This is a genomic window from Komagataeibacter sucrofermentans DSM 15973 (assembly GCF_040581405.1).
Lineage (GTDB): Bacteria > Pseudomonadota > Alphaproteobacteria > Acetobacterales > Acetobacteraceae > Komagataeibacter > Komagataeibacter sucrofermentans.
Map to the genome: position 1 here is coordinate 149,275 of NZ_CP137157.1, position 20,060 is coordinate 169,334.

Genomic DNA, 20,060 nt, shown 5'->3' on the forward strand with positions numbered 1-20,060 from the left:
TGCAAATAAGCTTCACTAAAAACTTTTATTATTTTTCAATGATTTACATTGATGGCTTTATTTAAAGCGAAGGTCCCCACATGCCCGCCACGAACACGATGGCGCCAAGGGCCAGCATGGCGATATGGAACATGACCTGACCCGGCATGGCATCGGGGCTGATGTTCAGCCCATGAATGAACTGGACAAGCACCAGCGTCAGCCCGATCACGCACAGCCCGATCCGCACGGGGCTGACGGTGGTGGGCCATATCGGGTTTCTGCGGTTCATCGGGGCGTGCCTCCAGCTTGTCGGGCCAGCATGCCATAAAACCCGCCGAGGCAGAAGATGCGTCTGGCGCGCGCGGCATTTGCCCCTTCCGCGCCCCATGCTATGGGCAGGGTGTGGCCGTGGCCTGCGGCAAAAGGTGAACTGACAGGAACAAGATGCGTCTCGATCGTTCTGCCATGGCGCGCAGGCTGGCCGCCTGTGCCGTAACGGGGCTGCTGGCCATGCCGCCGGTCATAGCCTTTGCGCACCCGCATCATCATGCCGCTCATGCCCATCCTGCCGCGCAGGCCGATGTGCCTGCTGGCCCGCCCTTGCCTGACGGGCAGGTGTTCCTGCCGCCGCCGCCTGGCCCGGACACGGCGCAGCGCGCGGCTGATGCTTCCATCTTTGCCGCGACCCGCGCCCTTGAAGGCACGCCACGGTGGAAACTCGCGCAGGACGATAACCGTGATACGCCCGCGCATATGGTCTCGGCCTTTTCGTGTGCGGCGGGCTTTACCCTGCCGCCCGGGCAGTTGCCCGAACTCGTTGGTCTGGTCGCGCGGATCGAAAAGCGCCTGACACCTGCCGTCAATGCCGAGAAAGCGCTGTGGAATCGCCCCCGCCCCTTTACCGAGGCCGAACTCCCCACCTGCATCCCGCTCCGCGCCGACCTCAAGCGTGATCCGTCCTATCCCTCGCTCCATGCAACCCTGGGCTGGGTCACGGGGTTGATCCTGTCCGATATCTTGCCCGATCGCACGGCTGCGATCATGCAGCGTGCCCGCGTGTTTGGTGAGAGCCGCGTGGTGTGTGGCGTGCAGTGGCAGACCGATGTCGCGGCGGGCTGGCTCAATGGCGGCGTGCTGTATTCGGCCATGGAGCAGGATGATGGCTTCCGGCAGGAAATGGATGCCGCGCGGGCGGAGGTCACGGCGCTGCACGCCACCATGGCAGCCCCCCCTGCCGCCGAATGCGCCATCGAGGCCGATGCCGCTTCCCATCCGCCACAATAACCTGTCATTTCCGGGTGGCGCCTTTTTTATACAAGGCGCCACCCGGAAGCTTTTATTGTCTGATTATGGTGGACTGCGTCCCAACAGTCCCTGATCGGTCACCCGCCCTGATGGATGACGGCGCAGGCCACGCGGTCGCCCGCCCCGCCAATCGGCTGCGTGCGGTAATCATCGGGGTTGGCGTGGATGACAAGGGCGGACCCATCGGAATCGAGCAGCCCCGGGTGGCCGTCCGTGCCGTTAAGGGTCACCAGCGTCGAATACAGTTCGACCGTCGCGTTGCCGTCCTGTCCAACGAAGATGTTGGGCAGGTCTCCCGCATCGTTCGCATTGGCGTTCAGCAGGCCATGAACCACCGGCGTCGCGGCATGGACATGCGCGCCTGCATCGGTGAATTTCGGCGGGCCGCAGATGCCTTTTTCATGGAAATGCACGCCGTGCCAGCCGGGAATCAGCCCGGTGGCCTCGATACGCAGCAGCACCCCCTTTGGCGCCGCTGTTACATGGATCGCCCCCCGCGCCGTGCCGTCCGTGCCCATCAGGGCGCCCGATGCCGTATCGGCCGCCCGGGCAGGGGTGGCGAACGCCGCGTAACCGCTGGCAAGGGAAAGCAGGCCAAGGGAAAACAGGCCAGAAAGTCGGAGACGTCGTGTGGGCATGGAGTGGATTTCCTTTTCGACGGCGGCGCACTGTCGCGCTCGGGCATGGAATGGCGGGGCCACGATGCATCGGCCGGTTTGCCCGGATGCTGCCCCCGCCCGCCATGACCCGGATGCCATGGGACGGGCATGCAGTCTCGACCCATGCGCGGGGAACCGGAATCCAACTCTTTGTGAAGGAGGGGCACCCGCAAGGAAAAACGGCATCGCCGTGTTGCAGGCGAGGCTGGACATGTCCACACTCTTGCAGGACACGACGCCCTTGCCCAACGGCACCTGATGGATGGCGACCTGCGACAGCAGGCGTGCAAAGCAGGTGGTGAAGTTTTTGGGTGCCGCCTTTTTTCAGGAAAGAAAACCGATCTTGCGGTTGCCCTCGCGCCCTGCGGTTTCCGTGCGCAGGCGTTCGAGCAGTTCCTCCGGCGTTGGGTTTTCATCCAGCAGTCGCGCCCGGCGCAGCACCAGCGCGAAGTCCGATGGCACGAGCGTGTGCAGATGCCGCAGGCCCGCAGGTGCCGCCTGCCCGAAAAAACGCGAGAACGCATGGGCCGCCTGCTCTGCGTTCAGGTAGCCAAAGCGCGCGCGGAACAGGAAGCGGCGCATGCTGGCCGGGTCCAGCTTTTCGACAAGGTTGGTGGTGCAGGCAAACGGTAGCGGGTGCTGCTCCATCCAGGTCAGCATCTCGTTGACCTGGCTGATCTCCCATGACCGCTCGGCGGAGCGGCGGTCGCCCAGCAGGCTGTCGGCTTCATCAATGATCAGGAAGGCCCCGCTGTCGCACGCCTCGGCAAAGGCTGCGGCGATCTGCTGCTCGCTCTGGCCTACATATTTGTCCAAAAGGTCGGAGGCCCGCTTCTGCAGCACCGGCATGTCCATCTCGGCCGCGAGGTGGCGGGCATAGGCACTCTTGCCCGAGCCCGGTGGCCCGGACAGCAGCAGCGAGACCGCACGGGGGGCTCCGGGGCGGGCAAGGCGCCGGGTCAGTGCCTGCAGGTCGCAATCGGCGTTGATGAGGGTCGCGTCATAATCCGTTACGTCGGGCTGCGATGGCATGGGCATCTGCCCGCCCGCGGCAGCGCGTGCAATGCCGGTGGCGATCAGGCTGGCCATGGCCGAATCGCCGCCGGCAAGGTGGGTGGAGCGCAGCGCGTTGCGAAAGATGCCGGGTGCGGCCGGTATCGTGCGGGCAAGATCAGCCGCATCCTGCGGGGCGAGGGCTACTTTCTCCTCACGCGCCATGTCCTGCCACAGTCGCGTGCGCACGCCGATGCCGGGCTGGCGCACCTCGATGCACAGCGCCATGCGCCGGGCGATGGCGGGGCCGAGGGTATCGAGGTCGTTGGCGGTCCAGATCACCGGCGTGCCACCCTGCTCGAGCAGGCGGTGGAAGAACACGCGGCTGTAGGATTGCGGCGCGTCGAACAGGCTGGAGGTGAACAGATCCTCCGCCTCATCGAACAGGAGGATGGACTCGGTGTTGCGCAGCAGGCGCGTGCTGCACCGCAGGTCGGCCAGGCGTTCATGGCGCGAGGGTTCATCGCCCGCGCTGTCGGCCTCGCCCACGGGGTAGAGCGTGGCCCCGATATGCCGCGCAAGGGTGGCGGCGAATTCGGTCTTGCCGGTGCCCGGCGGGCCATAAAGCAGGATATTGATGCCGCTGGCATGGGTGGCTACTGCCGCCTTGAGCAGCTTTGCCGCAATCTCGGCCTGCTGGCCCAGATGGGCGAAGGCCTCCCACGGCAGGGTGGCCGTGCGGGGCTGGCCAAGCAGCATGGAGCGGATATCGCCCACCACGCTGGCGCGGCGGTTCATCAGCGCCATAAGCCGGGGCAGGAGCGTGATGTCGCCATCCTCGTCCACGGTCATCAGTCCGCTCATGCGCAGCTGGCCGTCGGGGGCGAGGGCCGTGGCAATCGCGTCCTCCTCCTGGCCGAGCAGCAGGTGCAGCAGCGGAATGTCCTCGCACAGGAACGGCCCGCGCGAGCGGTTTTCGCACAAATCATCCCATAACTGCTCGAAATGCCCGTTCAGGCGGTAGCACATGGCAAGGCCGAGCACCTCGCTGGCAACGCTGCCAAGGCCGGTGGCGTGGCTGAGTTCATCCAGCCAGGCATCCACGTAGCCCCGGTCATTTGCGTGCTGGAGGCGAATTTCCTCAAGCGCGTGGCCAAGGCGCTTCCACTCCGTGGCGGTGGGCGGGTTCTCGCCATCATGGCGGGGGGCGGCGGGCAGGTCCTTGTCGGGCAGGGCCAGATCGGGCTGGGCCTGCACCACGCAGCGCACGAGGGCACCGGCATCACGCGATCCGCGATGGATCGAACCATGCAGTACGCACAGCATTTCCAGCAGGCGGCGGGTCTCGCCGCGTACGCGCGGCGAGCGGGGCTGTACCGTCCTGCGGCGGGGTGCCGGTCGTCTGCTTTTGGCCAATGCCATATATCGGGTCTCCTGCTATTCCTGCTGAATATAGGTATTGCAGGCCCGGATGTCGTGGGGGGAGAAGAATATGTTTTCTTCTCCCCCTGTCTTATCGCCCGTCAGAGAGGGCGAAGCCGGTTTCAACCCGGTTGAGCATGGCCACGAGTTCCGGCTGGCGCAGCGGGTCGGTGCCGGTGGTGACGTGGGCGTGGGCGCGCCTTTTCAGGCTGTCGACCATGTTGGGGCTGACCGGACGCCCGTCGCCCCGGCGCAGGAGTTCGGCAAGGCTCAGGCCCTGCTCATGGGCGGCATGGGCCACGGCAAAGGCCATGTGGTTGACGATGTTCTCGAACGCAGACCGCCCGAAACGCGACTGGCACCGGCTGAACTGCTCAAGGGCCGTGGCATAGCGCGCCACGGGGTCAGCCTGCCCCACGATGTGGAAGTGCCGGGCATGGTGGCGCGTGGCCTGGATGTGCTCCTCGCGCGCCTGGTCCCATTCGCCAATGGCGGCGCATTCCGTCTCGATCAGGCAGTGCAGCGCGCGGGCGTTGAGGCTGGCGGCAATGAAATCCGCGTGGGTGATGTCGTTCCACGCCAGCGGCTGGCCGGGGCGCTGCATGGCGAAGCGGAAGCCCCGATGCCCGTCAATGCCGTACACGATGGTGGTTTTGCCGCGATAGAGCGGATCGGTGCCGGTCACCATGATGTGGCCGCTATCGGCGCGGTGCATGTAATGCTGCCATGTCATGACATCGAGCATCGTTTCATCATCCACGTGCCGCGCGGTATGACGGTGGGCGTGCTCCATGAAATGCGGCGCCGACAGCCCCGTTACGGCGCGGGGCGAGAAATCGACCTGCCACCACACGCATGCCTTGAGCAGGTGAAAGGCCAGCGAATCACGTAGCTGCGCCAGCGCGTCATCCTCGGTGGCGAGGTTGTCGCGCTCGTTGTCGCACAGGGCTTTTACGGCCTGGAAGCGGTTGGCAAGCAGGTCGAGCTGCCGTGCTACGGGCTGCCAGGGGTCAAAGTAGCTTACCAGGCATTCCGGGCGGGAATGCTGCAGATGCCAGGCAGCCAGGGCGGTACGTGTTTCACGCATCGGACGGTCCTTGAAGTATCTGTGGCCAGAACGGGCGGTACTGGTGGTGGAGCGGGCAGAACGGGCCTGCACCGCGCGGAGCCATGCGCCACAGGGATGGGGGCAGGGTCACATGGGAGGGGTGGCATGCGCCTTGTTATGGGGCTGGGGCTTGCATGCAGGATCGTTGAGCGCCGTATTGATGTATATCATAGGCATATTATGTGATAATAGTAATTAATATCACATTAAATCCACGACAGGTTTCCCCTGGCTGAACGGATAGGTCTCTTTCAGTCCTGCAAGACAACGACGTGGCGAGCGCGGTGGTTTCCACCCAATTGCGCCTGCCCGCCTGTTATGGTGGCCAGCGGATTTGCCAAGACCGATGGGCTGCAATATCCAGATATCATCGTAACGCAATGGATATGGCAGGAAAATGGCAGGCATGGGCAAGGGCGAGCAGCCCCGGCGGCGGACCATCCGCGATGTGCGCAAGGGCGCGGAACCCGGTGTATGGCTTACGGCCTATACCGCGCCCATGGCCCGCAGGCTCGATGCGCATGTCGATGTGATGCTGGTGGGGGATTCGCTGGGTATGGTGGTGTACGGCATGCCCGATACGCTGGCCGTGAGCATGGACATGATGATTGCCCATGGCGCGGCCGTGGTCCGGGCCTCGCAGCGTGCGCTGGTGGTGGTGGACATGCCCTTTGGTTCCTATCAGGAATCGCCGCGGCAGGCCTTTCGCAACGCCGCCCGCCTCATGGCTGAAACCGGCTGCGGCGCGGTCAAGCTGGAGGGTGGGGTGGAAATGGCCGAAACCGTGCGCTTTCTGGCCGAGCGCGGCATTCCCGTCTGCGGGCACGTGGGGCTGATGCCGCAGGCGGTCAACGCCACGGGCGGCTTTCGCACGCAGGGGCGTGACGAGGCGCAGGCGCGCAAGGTGCGTGATGATGCCCATGCCATCGCGGATGCGGGTGCCTTTGCCGTGGTGCTCGAGGGCACGGTCGAATCCGTCTCGCGTGAGATCGTGGCCGCCGTGCCGGTGCCGGTGATCGGCATCGGGGCCTCGCCTGCGTGTGATGGGCAGGTGCTGGTTGTTGATGACATGCTGGGCGTGTTCGGCACGGCCACCCCGCGCTTCGTGCGCCGCTATGCCGATGTGGGCGATGTGATTGACGGCGCCGTGGCCCGGTATGCCGAGGATGTGCGCACCCGCCGCTTTCCGGGGCCGGAAGAATGTTTTGGCATCCGCCGCGCGGTCACGCCGGGATGACGCGCCCGCCCGCGCCGGTGCCGCCTCCTTCCCCCCGCGTGGGCCTGAAGGAGATCGTGGCATTTGGCGCGGGTGATGCGGGCTTCAACATCATCTGGGGGCTGATGCTCAGCTACCTGGCGTATTTCTATACCGAAATCTGCTTTTTTCCCGCCCGCATGGTGGGGTTCATGCTGCTTGCCGCCCGCGCGGCCAGCCTCGTGACCGATCCGGCGGTGGGGCTGTGGATCGACCGCAGGCCCGCGGGCCATCAGGCCTTGCCGCTGCTGCGCGGCGGGCTTGTGCCGTTCATGGTGCTGGTGGTGCTGACCTTCGTGCCGCTGCCCCATGGCTGGCCCATCGTGGCGCGCGGGCTGTGCGCGGGCGTGGCCTATATGGGGCTGTGCGTGAGCTATGGGGTGGTCAATACCGCCTATGGGGTCATGACCAGCCTGATTTCATCCGATCCCGCCATCCGCCTGCGCCTGGCCACGAGCCGCATGGTGGGGGCCACGCTTGGCGGGCTTGTGGTCAGCATGGCCACCCTGCCTGCCGTGGATTTTCTGGGTCATGGCAACCGGCAGGCGGGCTTTGCCCTGTTCATGACGGGAGTGGCGTGCGTGGTGGGGCTGCTGGTGTGGCTGCCTGCGCGGCTGTGCCATGAGCGCGTGGCGACGGATGGCGGCAATGTGGCGCCCCGGCAGCTTGTCGTGTCGCTGCTGGCCAACCGGGCATGGCGGCGGCTGACGGGCGCCATGCTGCTGACCATGCTGGGCAGCACCTTCCTGTTCGGCGCGCTGGTGTATGACGTGCGTTACGTTTTGCACGCGGGCGACCACATGGCGGGCTGGCTGCTGGGCATGATGAGCGTGATGGTGCTGGCCGGGTGCGGCCTGTCCCTGCCTTTGTGCGCGCGGTGGGGCCCGGGCGCGGTCATGCGGCGCGGCACGGTTGCGGCGGGGGGCATCCTGCTGCTGGCCTACGGGCTGCCCGCGCGGCTGGATGTGACCGTGGTGGGGCTGGCGCTGTTCGGGCTGTGCGTGGGCGTGTGCAACCCGGCCTGTTTCACCCTGCTGGCCCACGCCATGCGGCATGAAGGGGGTGCGGAGGGCCTGCACGCGGTGGGGCTGGGCTGGGCGCTCAATTCCATGGCGTCAAAAATGGCGTTCGACATTGGCGGCAGCCTGCTGGCGGGCGTGCTGGCGGCGGCGGGCCTGGTCAGTGGCGCGGGCGGGCAGACGGCGCATGCGCAGGCGGGCCTTCATGCAGGTTTCCTGCTGGTGCCCGCCGTGCTGTACCTGCTGGCGGGCGGGGTGGTGCTGCGCGGGCTTGCGGCTCAGAACCCCGTGGCGGCGGTAAACAGAACGGCCAGCCCGCCACCCACGTAATATTGCGGCCCATCGGCCTTGGTGAGCGTGGGTGTGGCCACGCCGGAGAGGTAATGCTGGTTGGTGATGTTGATGAAGTTCATGCGGAATTCGGGGTGCGAGAGGAAGGCATGGTCATCCATGCGGTAACCGATGGCGAGGTTGCCCGTAGTGTGGTCGGGCATGCGCTCGTCATTCATGAAGGTTGAATACTGCCGCCCGGTATAGTGCACCGAGGCCAGCCCGAAGAAATGCCCGTCATCATAGCTCAGCCCTGCCGAGGCCTGGAGTGTCGGGCTTTCCACCGCCATTTTGCCGCGCGTGGCCAGCATGCCGGTGGCGGACGGGATGTCGCTGTCGATGGTGGCGTGCAGGTATTCGCCCGACAGGTAGGGTGCCCAATGGTGCCACGGCTTGAGCCCGATCTCCACATCCACCCCGCGTGAGGTCTGGCCACCACCGTTGATGGTGGAATCGACCTGCGCGCCATTTACGTTGAGCAGGGTCTGGATTTCGCGGTTGGTGAAATTGTAATTGAACAGCGTCAGGCTGCCCACGATCAGGTCGCCATTGTAGCGGTAGCCCAACTCCTCGGACACGGAATATTCGTTTTTAAGCTGCGTTGCGGTGCCGCTGGCCGTTACCCCGCCAAACAGCGCGCTTTCATCAGGCGTGCGGAAATTGGTGGTGGTGTTGAAGAACACCATGTGCCGCGGCGTGATCTGGTAGCGGATGGCGATGCGCGGCAGCGGTGTGGCGCTGTTGCTGCCCGCCGCCGTCTGCACTCCACCCGATGTGGTGGTGCCGGTGCGGTCGAGCATGACCTCCTTGAAGCCCACATCTACCATCAGCTTCTTGCGCAGGAAATGCATCCGGTCGCCGATATAGAGCGCATTGGTCTGCGAGATCATGTGGTAGCTGCCCGCGTCAACCTGCTGGCCGCTGGCATCAAGCAGGGTGCGGCTGATGCGGTCCACCCAGATATCGGGGGCGTAGCCCTGCGCGTTGACCGGGGTGAAGGGCTGGTGCTCGCTGTCGTCGGAGTAGTCGTACCAGTAGCCAAACACGAGGTCATGGTTGCCAAGCTGCCAGTCGAGGGTTGCGTTGAAGCCCGAGCGGTAGCTGGTCTGGGTCCAGTTCGAGCGCACCACCGTGCCCGCATCCGCCCCGCCTGAAAGCCCGGCATCGCCCAGCGTCGTGCCGCCGGGGTCGTTGCCGTAGCTCCACTGGGCATAGGGCGTGACCTTGAGGTGCAGCCCGCGCGCCAGCGTAAAGCGCGCGGGGGCGGCAAGATAGGCAATGCGCTCGGGCTGGCGGTACAGCGCCCAGTAATCGGTGCCGCCTGCGGCGTTGTTCGGGTTGTAGGTGGCGGCAAGGTTGTTGGCCGCGCCATGCACGCCCTGGGCCTGCCAGCCGGACTTGTCGACCGGCGGGTAGTAGCTGGCCACCATGGTGTTCCATGTGCCGATCAGCGAGACCCGGTTGCCCTGCCCCCATTCGCGCAGGAACTTGAAGTCGATATGCTGGCGCTCGTCATGCCCAGGCCCGCGCCAGTTATCGGTATAGCCATGCGAGTAGGACACGAAGCCACGCAGGCCGGTATGCCCGATCTGCCCGGTTTCCAGCCGCAGGAACTGGCGGTTGGTGTTGTAGGAGCCATAAGAGACATCCGCATACCCCCCCGCCCGCATGGACGGGTCGCGGAAGGTCATGCTCATCAGCCCGCCAGCCGCGTTGAGCACGGGGGAGTCGAGATCGGCTGACCCCTGCGCAAGCGAAACGCTCTGGTAATTCTCGGTATCGGCGAACTGGCCGGGATAGCCGTTATAATAGGCAATATCGTTGAGCGGCATGCCCTCGAGCACATAACCCAGCGAATCCCCGCCCAGCCCCCGCACGCTGATATTGCTCTGCGGTGAAAAGCCCAGCGCGTCGGATGAGGAGACATTGGCGCCGGGCAGCAGGCTGACCATGTCGAACGCGGTGGCGCTTGGCGCCTGCTTGCGCATGAAATCCGTGCCGATGGTGCTGACCGATTTTGCCGCATTCTCCACCCGGATCAGCCCGCCACCGGGCTCGGTGCCCACCACGCGCTGGCTGGTTACGGTCAGCGTTTCCACCTTGCCGGTAGCGGGCGGGCGGGGCGGCTTTGCCGGGGTGGGCTGCGTGGTGCTGTCATCGGCCACCGCCATGCCCGGCCCGAGGCCGAGCAGCGTGCTGAGCGCCACCGTGAGTACATGCAGGCGGCCAGCTGATGGTGCGGAGAACACGACGGGGCGGCAGGGCGGGCGCGGCATGGGGGCGTTCCTGAAAAAAAATCTTTTTATTTCATTATTCTGTCTCATCCGGGTGGGATATGACATCGTCTTGAACAAATCGGGGACCGATATAGTATAGCCCCATAAGGCATTGTAAGCCCTGTTATCGGGCGGATCGTGCATAATTGCGCGGGCAGGCAGGCAAAAAAGGGTGCAGGTGGTGGGACAGGAATCAGCACATATCGTACGCAGTTACGAGCAGGACCTCGAACAGTTGCGTTCCATGATGGCGCGCATGGGCGGACTGGTGGAACGCCAGACCTCGCAGGCCATTGCCGCCATCGCCGACCGTGACGAGAACGCCGCCGGCATCGCAGCCGACCTCGACCCGCAGGTTGATGCGCTTGAGCGCGATGTCGAGGCGATGGTGATCCGCATCCTCGCCCTGCGCTCGCCCGTGGCGGGCGACCTGCGCGAGGTGGTTTCGGCACTCAAGATCACCGGCGACATGGAACGCATCGGCGATTGCGCCGCCTCCATCGCACGGCGTTCGCTGCGGGCCGAGCTGCTGGCCTCGCGCATTTCGCTTAGCGGCCTGCGCAGCATGGGCCGCCTGGTGCAGGACAATTTGCGCCGCGCCATCGATGCCATGAGCCAGCGCGACCCCGATCTCGCGCGGGAGGTGTGGCAGTCCGATACGGCGGTGGATGAACTTTACAACGCCATGTTCCGCGAGCTCGTGACCTACATGATGGAAGACCCGCGCAATATCGGGCCATGCACTCACCTGCTGTTCATTGCCAAGAACCTTGAGCGCATCGGCGACCACGCCACCAACATTGCCGAGCGCGTGTATTACACCGCCACCGGCGAGATCCTGCCCGTGGTGCGGCCGCGCGGCGGGTTCTCGGGCCAGGGAGGCTAGACCCTGTCCGTGCAGGCAGATCAACAGCTCCGCATCCTTGTTGCGGAAGACGACGCCGCTCTGTCCGTCATGCTCACCTATAACCTCGAGGCAGCGGGGCATACGGTCATGCCGGTCGATAACGGGCTTGATGCCCTGACCGGCGTGAGCAGCTGGAAACCCGACCTTGTGCTGCTGGACTGGATGATGCCGGGCCTTTCGGGCGTGGATCTGTGCCGCAGGCTGCGCATGGCGGCGGCCACGCGCTACCTGCCCATCATCATGCTCACCGCGCGCGGCGAGGAACAGGATTCCATTCACGCGCTCGATACCGGGGCGGATGACTACCTCGTCAAACCCTGTGGCATGGACGTGCTGCAGGCCCGCGTGCGCGCGGTAATGCGGCGCAGCGCGGGCCGGGCTACGGCTGCCACCGTGGCGGAAGGGGATGTCCTGACCTTTGCCGATGTCACGATCGACCATGGGGGCCGCCGCGTGTCGCGCGCGGGCGGCACCATTGCGCTGGGGCCGACCGAATACCGCATTCTGCTGCATCTCATGCGCCATCCGCGTCGGGTGTTTTCGCGGGCTGAAATTCTGGCCGCCGCGTGGGATGACCGCATCCATGTGGAGGAACGCACGGTGGATGTGCATATCCGCCGCCTGCGCCTTGCGCTCAACGCCACGGGCGGGGCCGACCTGATCCGCACCGTGCGCTCAAGTGGCTACATGCTTGATGATGGCCAGGCAGACTGATGAAGAATGATGCACGTTTTTGGTGAAGCTTTTTTCAAAAAGCTTCATAAAGACGCGGCCTTTTTGAAAAAAGGCCGCGTCTGAAAACGTTTATCCCCGCTCCAGCCTGGCATACCGCCTGAGTGCGCGCTCGCGCCGCAGGCGTGACAGGCGCCGGGTCCAGAACAGGCCATTGGTCTGGTCGATCTCGTGCTGCAGGCACGCACTCAGCAGGCCATCCGCCTCGTCTTCCGCCACGGTGCCGTCGGGGCGGTCGTAGCGCACCCGCACGCGGGCAGGCCGGGTGACGGGCGCGTGGATGCCGGGCATGGACAGGCTGCCTTCCTCCATCGTGGCGGTGTCATCGGAGTGCCAGATGATCTCGGGGTTGGCATAGACATGCGCGCCCGCGCCCTCATGCAGGTCGATCACCACCAGCCGCAGGGGCTGGCCCACATGGCTGGCGGTTATGCCCAGCCCCGGTGCCGCGCGCAGGGTGTCGAGCAGGTCGCGGGCCAGTCGGGCCGTTTCGGCGCTGGTGGCGTCAACGGGGCGGGCGACCTGTTCGAGGCATGCATGCGGGTAGCGGATGATCGGCACGATGGCCATGGCGGGTGTTCCGGGCTTCAGTACAGGAAGGGACCGTTATCATCCGCGTTGAGGTTGGTGTAGTAGGGAATGTAGAAATTCAGGCCGAACGGGCTGTAGGTATGCTCCACGCCCGAGACGGGGCGCAGCGGCTTGACGTTATGCTCGGCAAGGCAGTCATACAGCGTCTCGCGCAGGTGGTCGGTTTCCTTGTCCGATTTCGGGGCGCCATAGAACAGGTCATGCGCGTAGGGCTTGCAGGCCTGCGGCGTGTGTTCATAATAATTGGCGTAACGGTCCTGCTGGTTGCGGGCGATATCGGCATCCGACAGCCACTGGTGGGTTGCGGTCGTGGTGTTCCACAGGGCTTTCCAGTCCGTGTGCATGTGCGACAGGCGGGCGATGGCCACGCCATCCTCGCGCGTGCCATCGCCGCGCACGAGGGCGCCATGGCAGGCCAGCACCTGCACGTGGTCGTTATAGACCGAACTTTTGACCGTGCCCCCCTCGAAACGGATGGCGGGCGAAGCTGCGGGCGTGCCCTGGTTTGCCGTGCGCACGATGGCCGCGCCAATGGCGGGCTGGCTGCAGTAATTGACCATGGGGCGGGGCGAATGCTGCGCGCAGGCGGCCATGGCGAGCGGAAGACAGAGAGCAACAAGACGGCGCAACGGTTTTTTCCTTTTTGGTGGGGCGCGTCAACCCGTCATGCGGCGGGTTGTCCGGGCCGGAGCATCAAGGGTCCATATAATGCAAAAAGAAGGCGTGAAACTGTTTTTTGCCTGATGGCTGCGATGTTTTTTCAAGATAGCTGTGCGCCCGCGCGGGTGGGCGGCATCATGGCGCGTCTTTCATGCCGCTGGCCTTCGGCGGCGTGAAGAACCATTTCACCAGCCCGAGGAAGCCACGGCGCCTGCGCCTGTCTGGCCTGCTGCGTGAATAGGTAGGGTTATAGCGCAGGGTAATGCTGGCGTAGTCATAGACGATGCATACAGGCGTGGGCGGGCGGGCATACAGGTCATATGTTGCGCAGTGGATGATGCTGCACACCTCATAGGCCCGGCCCGGCCGCCGCCCGCGTGAGGGCGCGCCCGCGCCGAGCACTTCATAATCCTCAAGCTCATGCAGCACGAGGTAATCCGGCTGCATGATGTGCGTGATGGCTTTTACGCCAAGCCTGCCTGCAAGTTCATGGATGGAACCATCAAAGGCGTGCAGGGGGTAGCGTTCGGCATCGCCGATGTTCTGGTACAGGGTCGCGCCATCATATTCCAGCTTCAGCTGGATGATGTTGCAGATGTCGAGAAGGATGAAGGTGGTCCTGCCCTTGCGGTCGGTGGGGGAACATTCCAGCCATCGGTTGTTTGCTACCGTGCGCATGATGGTCCGGACATCATCAAATCTGTCGTAGTAAGACATGGATTCCTCCCCTGTTATTTATAGGGCGGGGGGAGGACGTAACAATAATACAAATCTTCAATACGGCCCTGTGCGTTTTTTCCTTTACCGGGGGCATTGTTGCGGGGGTGGAGGCATCAACCCGTCCGGACGCCAGGGGCAGCAGCCCGATAGCGCCCGCGTGCGCGACAGGGGCTGCCGACGCGGTAGGAGAGTAGGCAGTTCCATGGTGGAAACATCCCGTCAGGATGGGTCTGGCCCCACGGGAGCATTGACCTGTCGGGCAGGCCCATAGCGTGCACGGATCAATGCACGGGTTCAGCCCGACCGGGCATCGAGCAGGATGGCGACTTCATCTGCCGTGGGCGCGGCTTCGGCGGCGCCTGCGCGCGTGGTGGCCAGTGCGCCGCAGCCTGCGGCAAAACGCACGGCTTCGGCCATATCCGCCCCGCGCGCCAGCGCCGTGGCCAGACCGGCATTGAAGCAGTCACCCGCCGCCACCGTGTCGATGGCCTTGACGCGGAAGGGAGGTACAAACCCCTGTGCCACCGGCGTGGACCACACCACACCCCGATGCCCCAGCTTGATGATGGCCGTGCGCGTGCCGCGTGCGTGCAGGATGCGCGCGGCGGCAAGGGCCGTGGCCTCATCGGTGGGGGTGATGCCGGTCAGGGCCTGTGTTTCGGTCTCGTTGGGGGTGATGATGTCGGCTACGGCGTACAGCGCCTCGGGCAGGCCGGCATCCGGCACGGGGGCGGGGTCGAGCATGACGGGTATGCCGCGCTCATGGGCCGCGCGGGCCATGGCCAGCACAAGATGCGGGTCCATCTCCAGTTGCAGCATGATCATTGCGGCATTGTCCAGCACCGGGGCAAGGATTGCGGCGCACGGGCCGCCATGTGCCATGTTGGCCCCGCCATCGACCAGGATCTGGTTCTGGCCCGCATGGTTGATGGTAATGAAGGCACGCCCGGTTCCCGCCGTTGCATCGGCCATGAGGTAGCGCGTGTTGACGCCAGCTTCCGCCAGGGTGGCGCGTGCCATGTCCGCCAGCATGTCCTGTCCGGTCCAGCCCGCAAGGGCCACGTCCTGGCCCAGCCGTGCCACGGCAATGGCCTGGTTGGCTCCCTTGCCACCGAGCCCGGTGCTGGAGCCATGCACATGCAGCGTCTCGCCCGGCTGGGCAAAACGCGCGACATGCACGACAAAATCAATATTCGTGCTGCCAATGACGGCAATGGCGGACGGCGTGGACATGCTGGCCCCTGTGGTGGTGAATCCGGGCCACAGACATACCAGCATGCCCATGGGATGTGGGATGAAACATGCGGAAGTTTGGGTGAAGTTTTTGAAAACAGGGCGAAAGACCAGCCAGTCCGCAAGGCTTTCCCCGCGCCATCCATTTCAAGGGAAATACACGGACCCGGCCGGCCGTTTTTAAAACCGCCCGCCCGGAACATCCCTGTGCTTTCAGGCCGTGTCAGGCAACCGGCACGCTTTCGGCCCGGCGTTCTTTTATCCATGTATCAAGGGCTGCGGTATCCATCGGGCGGCCAAAGTAATAGCCCTGTATAACGTCGCAGTCGATGTTGCGCAGCTGGGCGCACTGGGTGGCGTCCTCCACCCCTTCGGCCACCACGGTCATGCCCAGCGTATGGCCGATGCGGATGATGGCGGTCACCACCTGCCGCACGTTGCCGGTGCTGCCAAAGCCGTTCATGAAGCTGCGGTCGATCTTGACCTCGCTTATGGGCAGGCTGGCAAGGTTGGACAGGCTGGAATACCCGGTGCCGAAATCATCCATCGACAGGCCGATGCCCAGTTCGCGGATGGCCCTGGCGGTGGCGACCGTCTGCTCGAAATTCTCGATCATGGCGGTCTCGGTCAGTTCCACGATCAGGCGTTCGGGCGGCACGCCGGTCTCGTGCAGGATGGTGGCAAGCTGTGCCACCAGTTCGGGGTCCTGAAACTGGATGGCCGAGACATTGACCGATACGGTCGGCACGGGAATGCCATGCGCGATCCATTGCGCCATCTGCGCGCACGCCGCCCGCAGCGACCACATGCCGATGGCGCGGATCTGCCCGGTTTCCTCCGCCACGGGAATGAACCGCCCCGGCGAGACCATGCCCAGTACCGCATCGTTCCAGCGTGATAGCGCCTCCACGCCATGCAGTTCGCCCGTGCTCAGGTCAACCTGGGGCTGGTAGACAAGGGTCAGCCGGTTATCGGCAATGGCCTCGCGCAGGGCGGAAGCGAGGATGATGTGGTCCTCGGCCTGCCGGTTCATGGAGGGGTGGAAGAAGCGGTAGCAGCACCGCCCCGCCTTCTTGGCCTGCGCCAGCGCGGTATAGGCCTGGCGCAGCGTTTCTTCCACGGCCTGCCCGTCCTGATGGGTGCTGATGCCAATGCTGCCAGAAATGTTGATGGGAATGCCATCGACCGTAAATGGCTCTTCAAGCGTGTGGAGGATGCGCTCGGCCAGATGCGTGATGTCGGTGGCATCCTGCGTGGTCAGCACCACGAATTCATCGCCCTCCGTGCGCACCAGCACGTCGCGGCCCACAATGCCGTGGCGCAGGCGGCCCGCGAGTTCGAGCAGCATCTGGTCGGCCCGGCCCTGGCCGAGCGCCTGCACGATCTTGCGGAAACGGTCGAGGTCGATGACCATGATGCTCAGCGCTGTGGCAGGCGGCCGGGCCACGAGTTCGTTGAGGCGGCGGTTGAGCCACAGGCGGTTGGGCAGGCTGGTCAGCCGGTCGGTATAGGACAGGCGGATGATGGATTCACGGCTGCGCTGCTGCTCGATGGCCAGCATGGCCAGATGCACGCAGGCCTGCACAATGCGCCGGTGCCACGCCCCCGGCTGGCCAGGCGTGCGGAAATAGAGCGAGAAGCTGCCCGCAACCTCGCCATTGCGCAAAATGATGGGCACCGCCCATTCCGCCGCCAGCGCGTGCTCCGCCACCACCGTGCGCAGGGCAGGCCAGCGGTCTTCCGCCGCAAGGTCGGGCACCACGACTTCCTTCGCCGTGGCGATGGCCGTGCCGCATGCGCCCCCCGCGGTGCTGGCCTCCAGCCCCTCGAACGCCTGCAGCACGGGCAGGGGCATGGCGCCGTGGCCACCGGCATGCAGCACGCCGCCGGTGCTGAGCATGACCACGGCCATGCAGTCCGGCGCGATGAGTTCGATGCGGCGGCACATGAAATCGAGCATCTCGCGCAGCGAGAACTGGTCCGTCAGCGCCTCGACCACGTCACGCTGCAGGTTGCGCAACTGCCGGTCGTGCGTGATGTCGTGAATGATGATGATGATATCATCCAGCGTGCCATCATCCGCATAATGTGGCGTGACCGCGCAGCGCAGCCACAGCGCCACGCCCTGCGGGCCACGGGCCTGCACATCCACCTCGAAGCCGGTGCGGCGCGCAAGGTGCGCGCGGAACTGGCGCAGGGTGCCAATATCGTTTTCCGCTCCCGCCAGCAGCGTGCCAAACGGCGCGCCGTGCAGCGCGTCGCGCTCCACGCCAAGCATGGTGGCGATGGCGGCATTGGCGTGGGTGATGCGGTACTGCGCATCGAGCACCACAATGCCCCGGTCGGTCGCCTGCACGATCATGGCGCTGATCTCGGCCTGTTCGCGCATCAGTTCTTCATGCGTGCGGTCATGCAGGGCGATCAGCTCATAGGGCACGCCATCCCATTCCAGGTTTTCGCGGTACAGGCGCACGGGCAGGCCCAGCCCGTCCCTGCGGCGCAGCGTGGTGGTGCATGATGGCGTGGCCCCGTGTTCTGGCAGGGCCTGCGTGGTTGCTGCATCCACAGCGGGCAGCATGCCCCGGGTAAACAGGCGGCCCATGCGTGTGGCGGCGAGTTCCGCCGCGCTGTAGCCGGTCATGGCGCAGGCGCGCGCGTTGCCATAGAGCACGTGGCCTGCCCTGTCCGCCATCATGAGTGCCAGCGGCAGTTTCTCCAGAAGCGGGGAAGAAATCTGTGTAATGTCTGGCATGATGGCGTCTTTCCACAAGGTCTTGGCCCACCGTTGCAGCACAGGCCCATGAGGGCGGGGCGTAAAGCGCACGGTTTTTTCAGGCGATAAGGGGCATAAGCGTATCTTTAACTCTATTGCGGCAGCTTTATGGCCTGCTGCTGTATTGTGTTTACCGATCCGCTTTTGTGTTTTGACTGTTCCGCCACCTGTGCATACGTGGCCATGGTGCTGCGGTGGATCAGTATTCAGGCTTTTCTCCCCTGGCGGGAACGGAGGTGGGCGTGCCCGGCGTGCCGGCATAGGTCAGCAGCACGATGGTGCGGGTATCGCCCGTTTCCCCGCGATGCGTGTCATTTACGGATTCGGCAAACGCTTCGCCCTGATGGAAAGTTTCCTTTCTGCCACTATCACGATCATGAATCGTCAACTGCCCTTCCAGCACGTAGCCCGCGTTGGGCACGGGGTGGGTGTGCCACGGCAGCGCGGTATGGGCGGGAATGGTCAGGCGGATCATGGTCAGTTCGGGGCGCGTGGTGGGGTAGGGCGCATACGCCACGCCATTCCATGAATGATCGGCCTGCAGCAGGATATCACGATGGCCGGAGGCGACCGTCTGGGCATGGGCTGCTGTCGTGGCAAGGCTGGCAATGCACAGGCAGGCGGCGGCCAGGCGGGCAGGGTGCAGGGGCATGATGGGTCTTTCCGCTTGGGTTCGTTTCTTTCCCTAGCGTTTCATTTCCCGCTGCGTTGCCATGCGGCGCGCTCACATGGCTTTGAGTGCGCGGGCCAGGACCATGTGGTCCTGGCCCGGCGCGGTTTTACCGGCTTGTGGGGGCCTCGGTGGTGTGCAGCAGGTCAAGGGCCTGCTGCACCTTGGCCTGCTGGGCCGCAATATAGTCGTAGTAACGCTGGTAGAACGCCGGGAACGCCCCCGATTCCCGTGCAAGCGCGGGGTGGTGCGCCTGCCACCATGAAAGCGGCTGGCGATCCTGCATGATGCGGGCATAGCGCCCGGCAAAATATTCAAGATTGGTGCGCAGGTCGTAATAATGCGCGTTCTTGAGGTAATGGGCGAAATTGCGGTGATATGACCCCAGCACCGGATCATCGTAGAAGATGAGTGACAGCGAGGTGTTGTAAACCTCGTTGGGTGTATGCACCGGTTCTGATTCCAGCAGCACGCCCGGCTCATCGGCCAGCCAGTCATATTGCATGAAGGTCTGGTAGGTCAGTTTATCGTTGAATATGGCCTGAATGTTGTCCACCGGCACCGCATCCGTGCGGTGGATCAGGTTGACGAGTTCATTCTTGGGCACGGGAAAGCTCAGCGCCGCGAGCACGACAAAGCGGTTGATCGGCCATTCGCTCCAGAACCCCGCCGCCGCCAGCGCATTATGGGTCAGGTGGTTGCAGTTGTCCTGCAACACGTTGGAATCATAGGTTTTGGGCCCGTTGCGATAGACGGCGTTGCGCTCGTTGAGGAAATCCATGATCTTGCGCATCTGTGGCGCGGTCACGGGCAGGCGGGCACAGAAGCGCGCGCGCCCCAGCGTGGTGGCGTAATCGGTGCCGACCGACATTTCATATTTCCAGTCCACGGCGGACATGTTGGCAGGCTTGCCGTTGAACACTTCCTTGTGGAAGATCACGCCATCATAGATGCCGCGCCGCTTGGCCTCATCCTGCGTTGCCACGTAGCCTGCGCGCGTCAGCCCCTGGCCGGGTGCGAGCGTGCCATCAAAGTAAAAGGCGCTGCTTTCCGCTCCGGTCCAGTTGGCGTTGCTGTAATGCGAGTTCATGCTGAAGCCCACGCCATCGGGCCGGTCGGCGGTACGGGTGGCATCGCATTCGGTCAGCACCGGGTAGCCCGCCTTGCGGTCAAGGCACACGCCACCAAGGAACATGACCGCATGCCCGCCCGCGCCGCCGCTGATATCCGCGCCAAAGCCGGGTTTTTTCGATATCTGCGAGACCGCGCACAACTCGGCGTAATACGGAAAGGCCTGGTTGTACACATCGGGCCTGCTCACCTGGCCAGGATGGTTGAAATTGGTCGGCGCGCAGGCGGCCAGCAGGGCGGTGCCCGCCAGCAGGCCCGCACAGGCCATGCGGCGCAAAAGGTGGTGTGTCATGC

At 64.6% G+C, this 20,060-nt stretch carries 17 protein-coding genes; 5 read left to right on the forward strand and 12 right to left on the reverse strand.

Going from position 1 to position 20,060, the window contains the following annotated elements; genetic code table 11:
* Positions 1–61: 61 nt before the first annotated feature.
* Positions 62–271 carry a hypothetical protein gene (locus R5N89_RS00715; protein ID WP_061274818.1) on the reverse strand — a complete coding sequence of 70 codons (210 nt, stop codon included), beginning with the start codon at positions 269–271 and terminating at the stop codon, positions 62–64.
* A gap of 155 nt (positions 272–426) precedes the next feature.
* Between R5N89_RS00715 and R5N89_RS00720 the strand changes: the two genes are divergently transcribed.
* Positions 427–1,266, forward strand: coding sequence for a phosphatase PAP2 family protein (locus R5N89_RS00720; RefSeq protein WP_208624640.1), 840 nt, complete (start codon positions 427–429; stop codon positions 1,264–1,266).
* A gap of 98 nt (positions 1,267–1,364) precedes the next feature.
* Here R5N89_RS00720 and sodC read toward each other — a convergent pair whose 3' ends face one another.
* The 3 genes from sodC to R5N89_RS00735 all read right to left on the reverse strand — a co-directional run bounded on the left by sodC (position 1,365) and on the right by R5N89_RS00735 (position 5,448).
* The gene (sodC, locus tag R5N89_RS00725) at positions 1,365–1,925 is read right to left on the reverse strand and encodes a superoxide dismutase[Cu-Zn] (RefSeq protein ID WP_110567801.1); all 561 of its coding nucleotides are present in this window, start codon (positions 1,923–1,925) and stop codon (positions 1,365–1,367) included.
* Between the two features lie 345 nt (positions 1,926–2,270).
* Positions 2,271–4,265, reverse strand: coding sequence for an AAA family ATPase (locus R5N89_RS00730; protein WP_110568040.1), 1,995 nt, complete (start codon positions 4,263–4,265; stop codon positions 2,271–2,273).
* 187 nt (positions 4,266–4,452) lie between these two features.
* Entirely contained in the window at positions 4,453–5,448 is a 996-nt protein-coding gene (locus R5N89_RS00735) for a hypothetical protein (protein WP_110567803.1), read from the reverse strand.
* Between the two features lie 427 nt (positions 5,449–5,875).
* Between R5N89_RS00735 and panB the strand changes: the two genes are divergently transcribed.
* Together panB and R5N89_RS00745 are read left to right on the forward strand one after the other, a co-directional pair.
* On the forward strand, positions 5,876–6,706 hold the full coding sequence (gene panB / locus R5N89_RS00740) for a 3-methyl-2-oxobutanoate hydroxymethyltransferase (RefSeq protein WP_110568042.1): 831 nt from the start codon (positions 5,876–5,878) through the stop codon (positions 6,704–6,706).
* Entirely contained in the window at positions 6,703–8,073 is a 1,371-nt protein-coding gene (locus R5N89_RS00745) for an MFS transporter (protein ID WP_110567805.1), read from the forward strand. The genes panB and R5N89_RS00745 overlap by 4 nt, the downstream gene beginning before the upstream one ends.
* Here the strand turns inward: R5N89_RS00745 and R5N89_RS00750 are convergent.
* Positions 8,022–10,349, reverse strand: a complete 2,328-nt coding sequence (locus R5N89_RS00750; RefSeq protein WP_110567807.1) for a TonB-dependent receptor — start codon at positions 10,347–10,349, stop codon at positions 8,022–8,024. The two genes, R5N89_RS00745 and R5N89_RS00750, sit on opposite strands and share 52 nt — an antisense overlap.
* Positions 10,350–10,530: 181 nt before the next feature.
* Here R5N89_RS00750 and phoU point away from each other — a divergent pair, with 181 nt between their 5' ends.
* Both phoU and R5N89_RS00760 read left to right on the forward strand, forming a co-directional pair.
* Positions 10,531–11,235 carry a phosphate signaling complex protein PhoU gene (gene phoU / locus R5N89_RS00755; RefSeq protein ID WP_110568044.1) on the forward strand — a complete coding sequence of 235 codons (705 nt, stop codon included), beginning with the start codon at positions 10,531–10,533 and terminating at the stop codon, positions 11,233–11,235.
* 69 nt (positions 11,236–11,304) lie between these two features.
* On the forward strand, positions 11,305–11,970 hold the full coding sequence (locus tag R5N89_RS00760; protein WP_408887035.1) for a winged helix-turn-helix domain-containing protein: 666 nt from the start codon (positions 11,305–11,307) through the stop codon (positions 11,968–11,970).
* 90 nt (positions 11,971–12,060) lie between these two features.
* Here R5N89_RS00760 and R5N89_RS00765 read toward each other — a convergent pair whose 3' ends face one another.
* From R5N89_RS00765 to R5N89_RS00795, 7 genes are all read right to left on the reverse strand, one after another.
* Positions 12,061–12,558 (reverse strand): peptide deformylase, encoded by a 498-nt coding sequence (locus R5N89_RS00765; RefSeq protein WP_110567811.1) that lies wholly within the window; start codon positions 12,556–12,558, stop codon positions 12,061–12,063.
* A gap of 17 nt (positions 12,559–12,575) precedes the next feature.
* On the reverse strand, positions 12,576–13,208 hold the full coding sequence (locus tag R5N89_RS00770) for a hypothetical protein (RefSeq protein WP_244192093.1): 633 nt from the start codon (positions 13,206–13,208) through the stop codon (positions 12,576–12,578).
* A gap of 166 nt (positions 13,209–13,374) precedes the next feature.
* Positions 13,375–13,956, reverse strand: coding sequence for a hypothetical protein (locus tag R5N89_RS00775; RefSeq protein WP_110567815.1), 582 nt, complete (start codon positions 13,954–13,956; stop codon positions 13,375–13,377).
* Between the two features lie 297 nt (positions 13,957–14,253).
* The gene (locus R5N89_RS00780) at positions 14,254–15,192 is read right to left on the reverse strand and encodes a ribokinase (protein WP_110568046.1); all 939 of its coding nucleotides are present in this window, start codon (positions 15,190–15,192) and stop codon (positions 14,254–14,256) included.
* A gap of 223 nt (positions 15,193–15,415) precedes the next feature.
* Entirely contained in the window at positions 15,416–17,944 is a 2,529-nt protein-coding gene (locus R5N89_RS00785; RefSeq protein WP_110568048.1) for an EAL domain-containing protein, read from the reverse strand.
* Between the two features lie 220 nt (positions 17,945–18,164).
* A complete protein-coding gene (locus R5N89_RS00790; RefSeq protein WP_110567817.1) occupies positions 18,165–18,617 on the reverse strand; it encodes a cupin domain-containing protein in 453 nt (150 codons plus the stop codon).
* 127 nt (positions 18,618–18,744) lie between these two features.
* Positions 18,745–20,058 (reverse strand): hypothetical protein, encoded by a 1,314-nt coding sequence (locus R5N89_RS00795; protein WP_146220186.1) that lies wholly within the window; start codon positions 20,056–20,058, stop codon positions 18,745–18,747.
* Positions 20,059–20,060 lie beyond the last annotated feature (2 nt).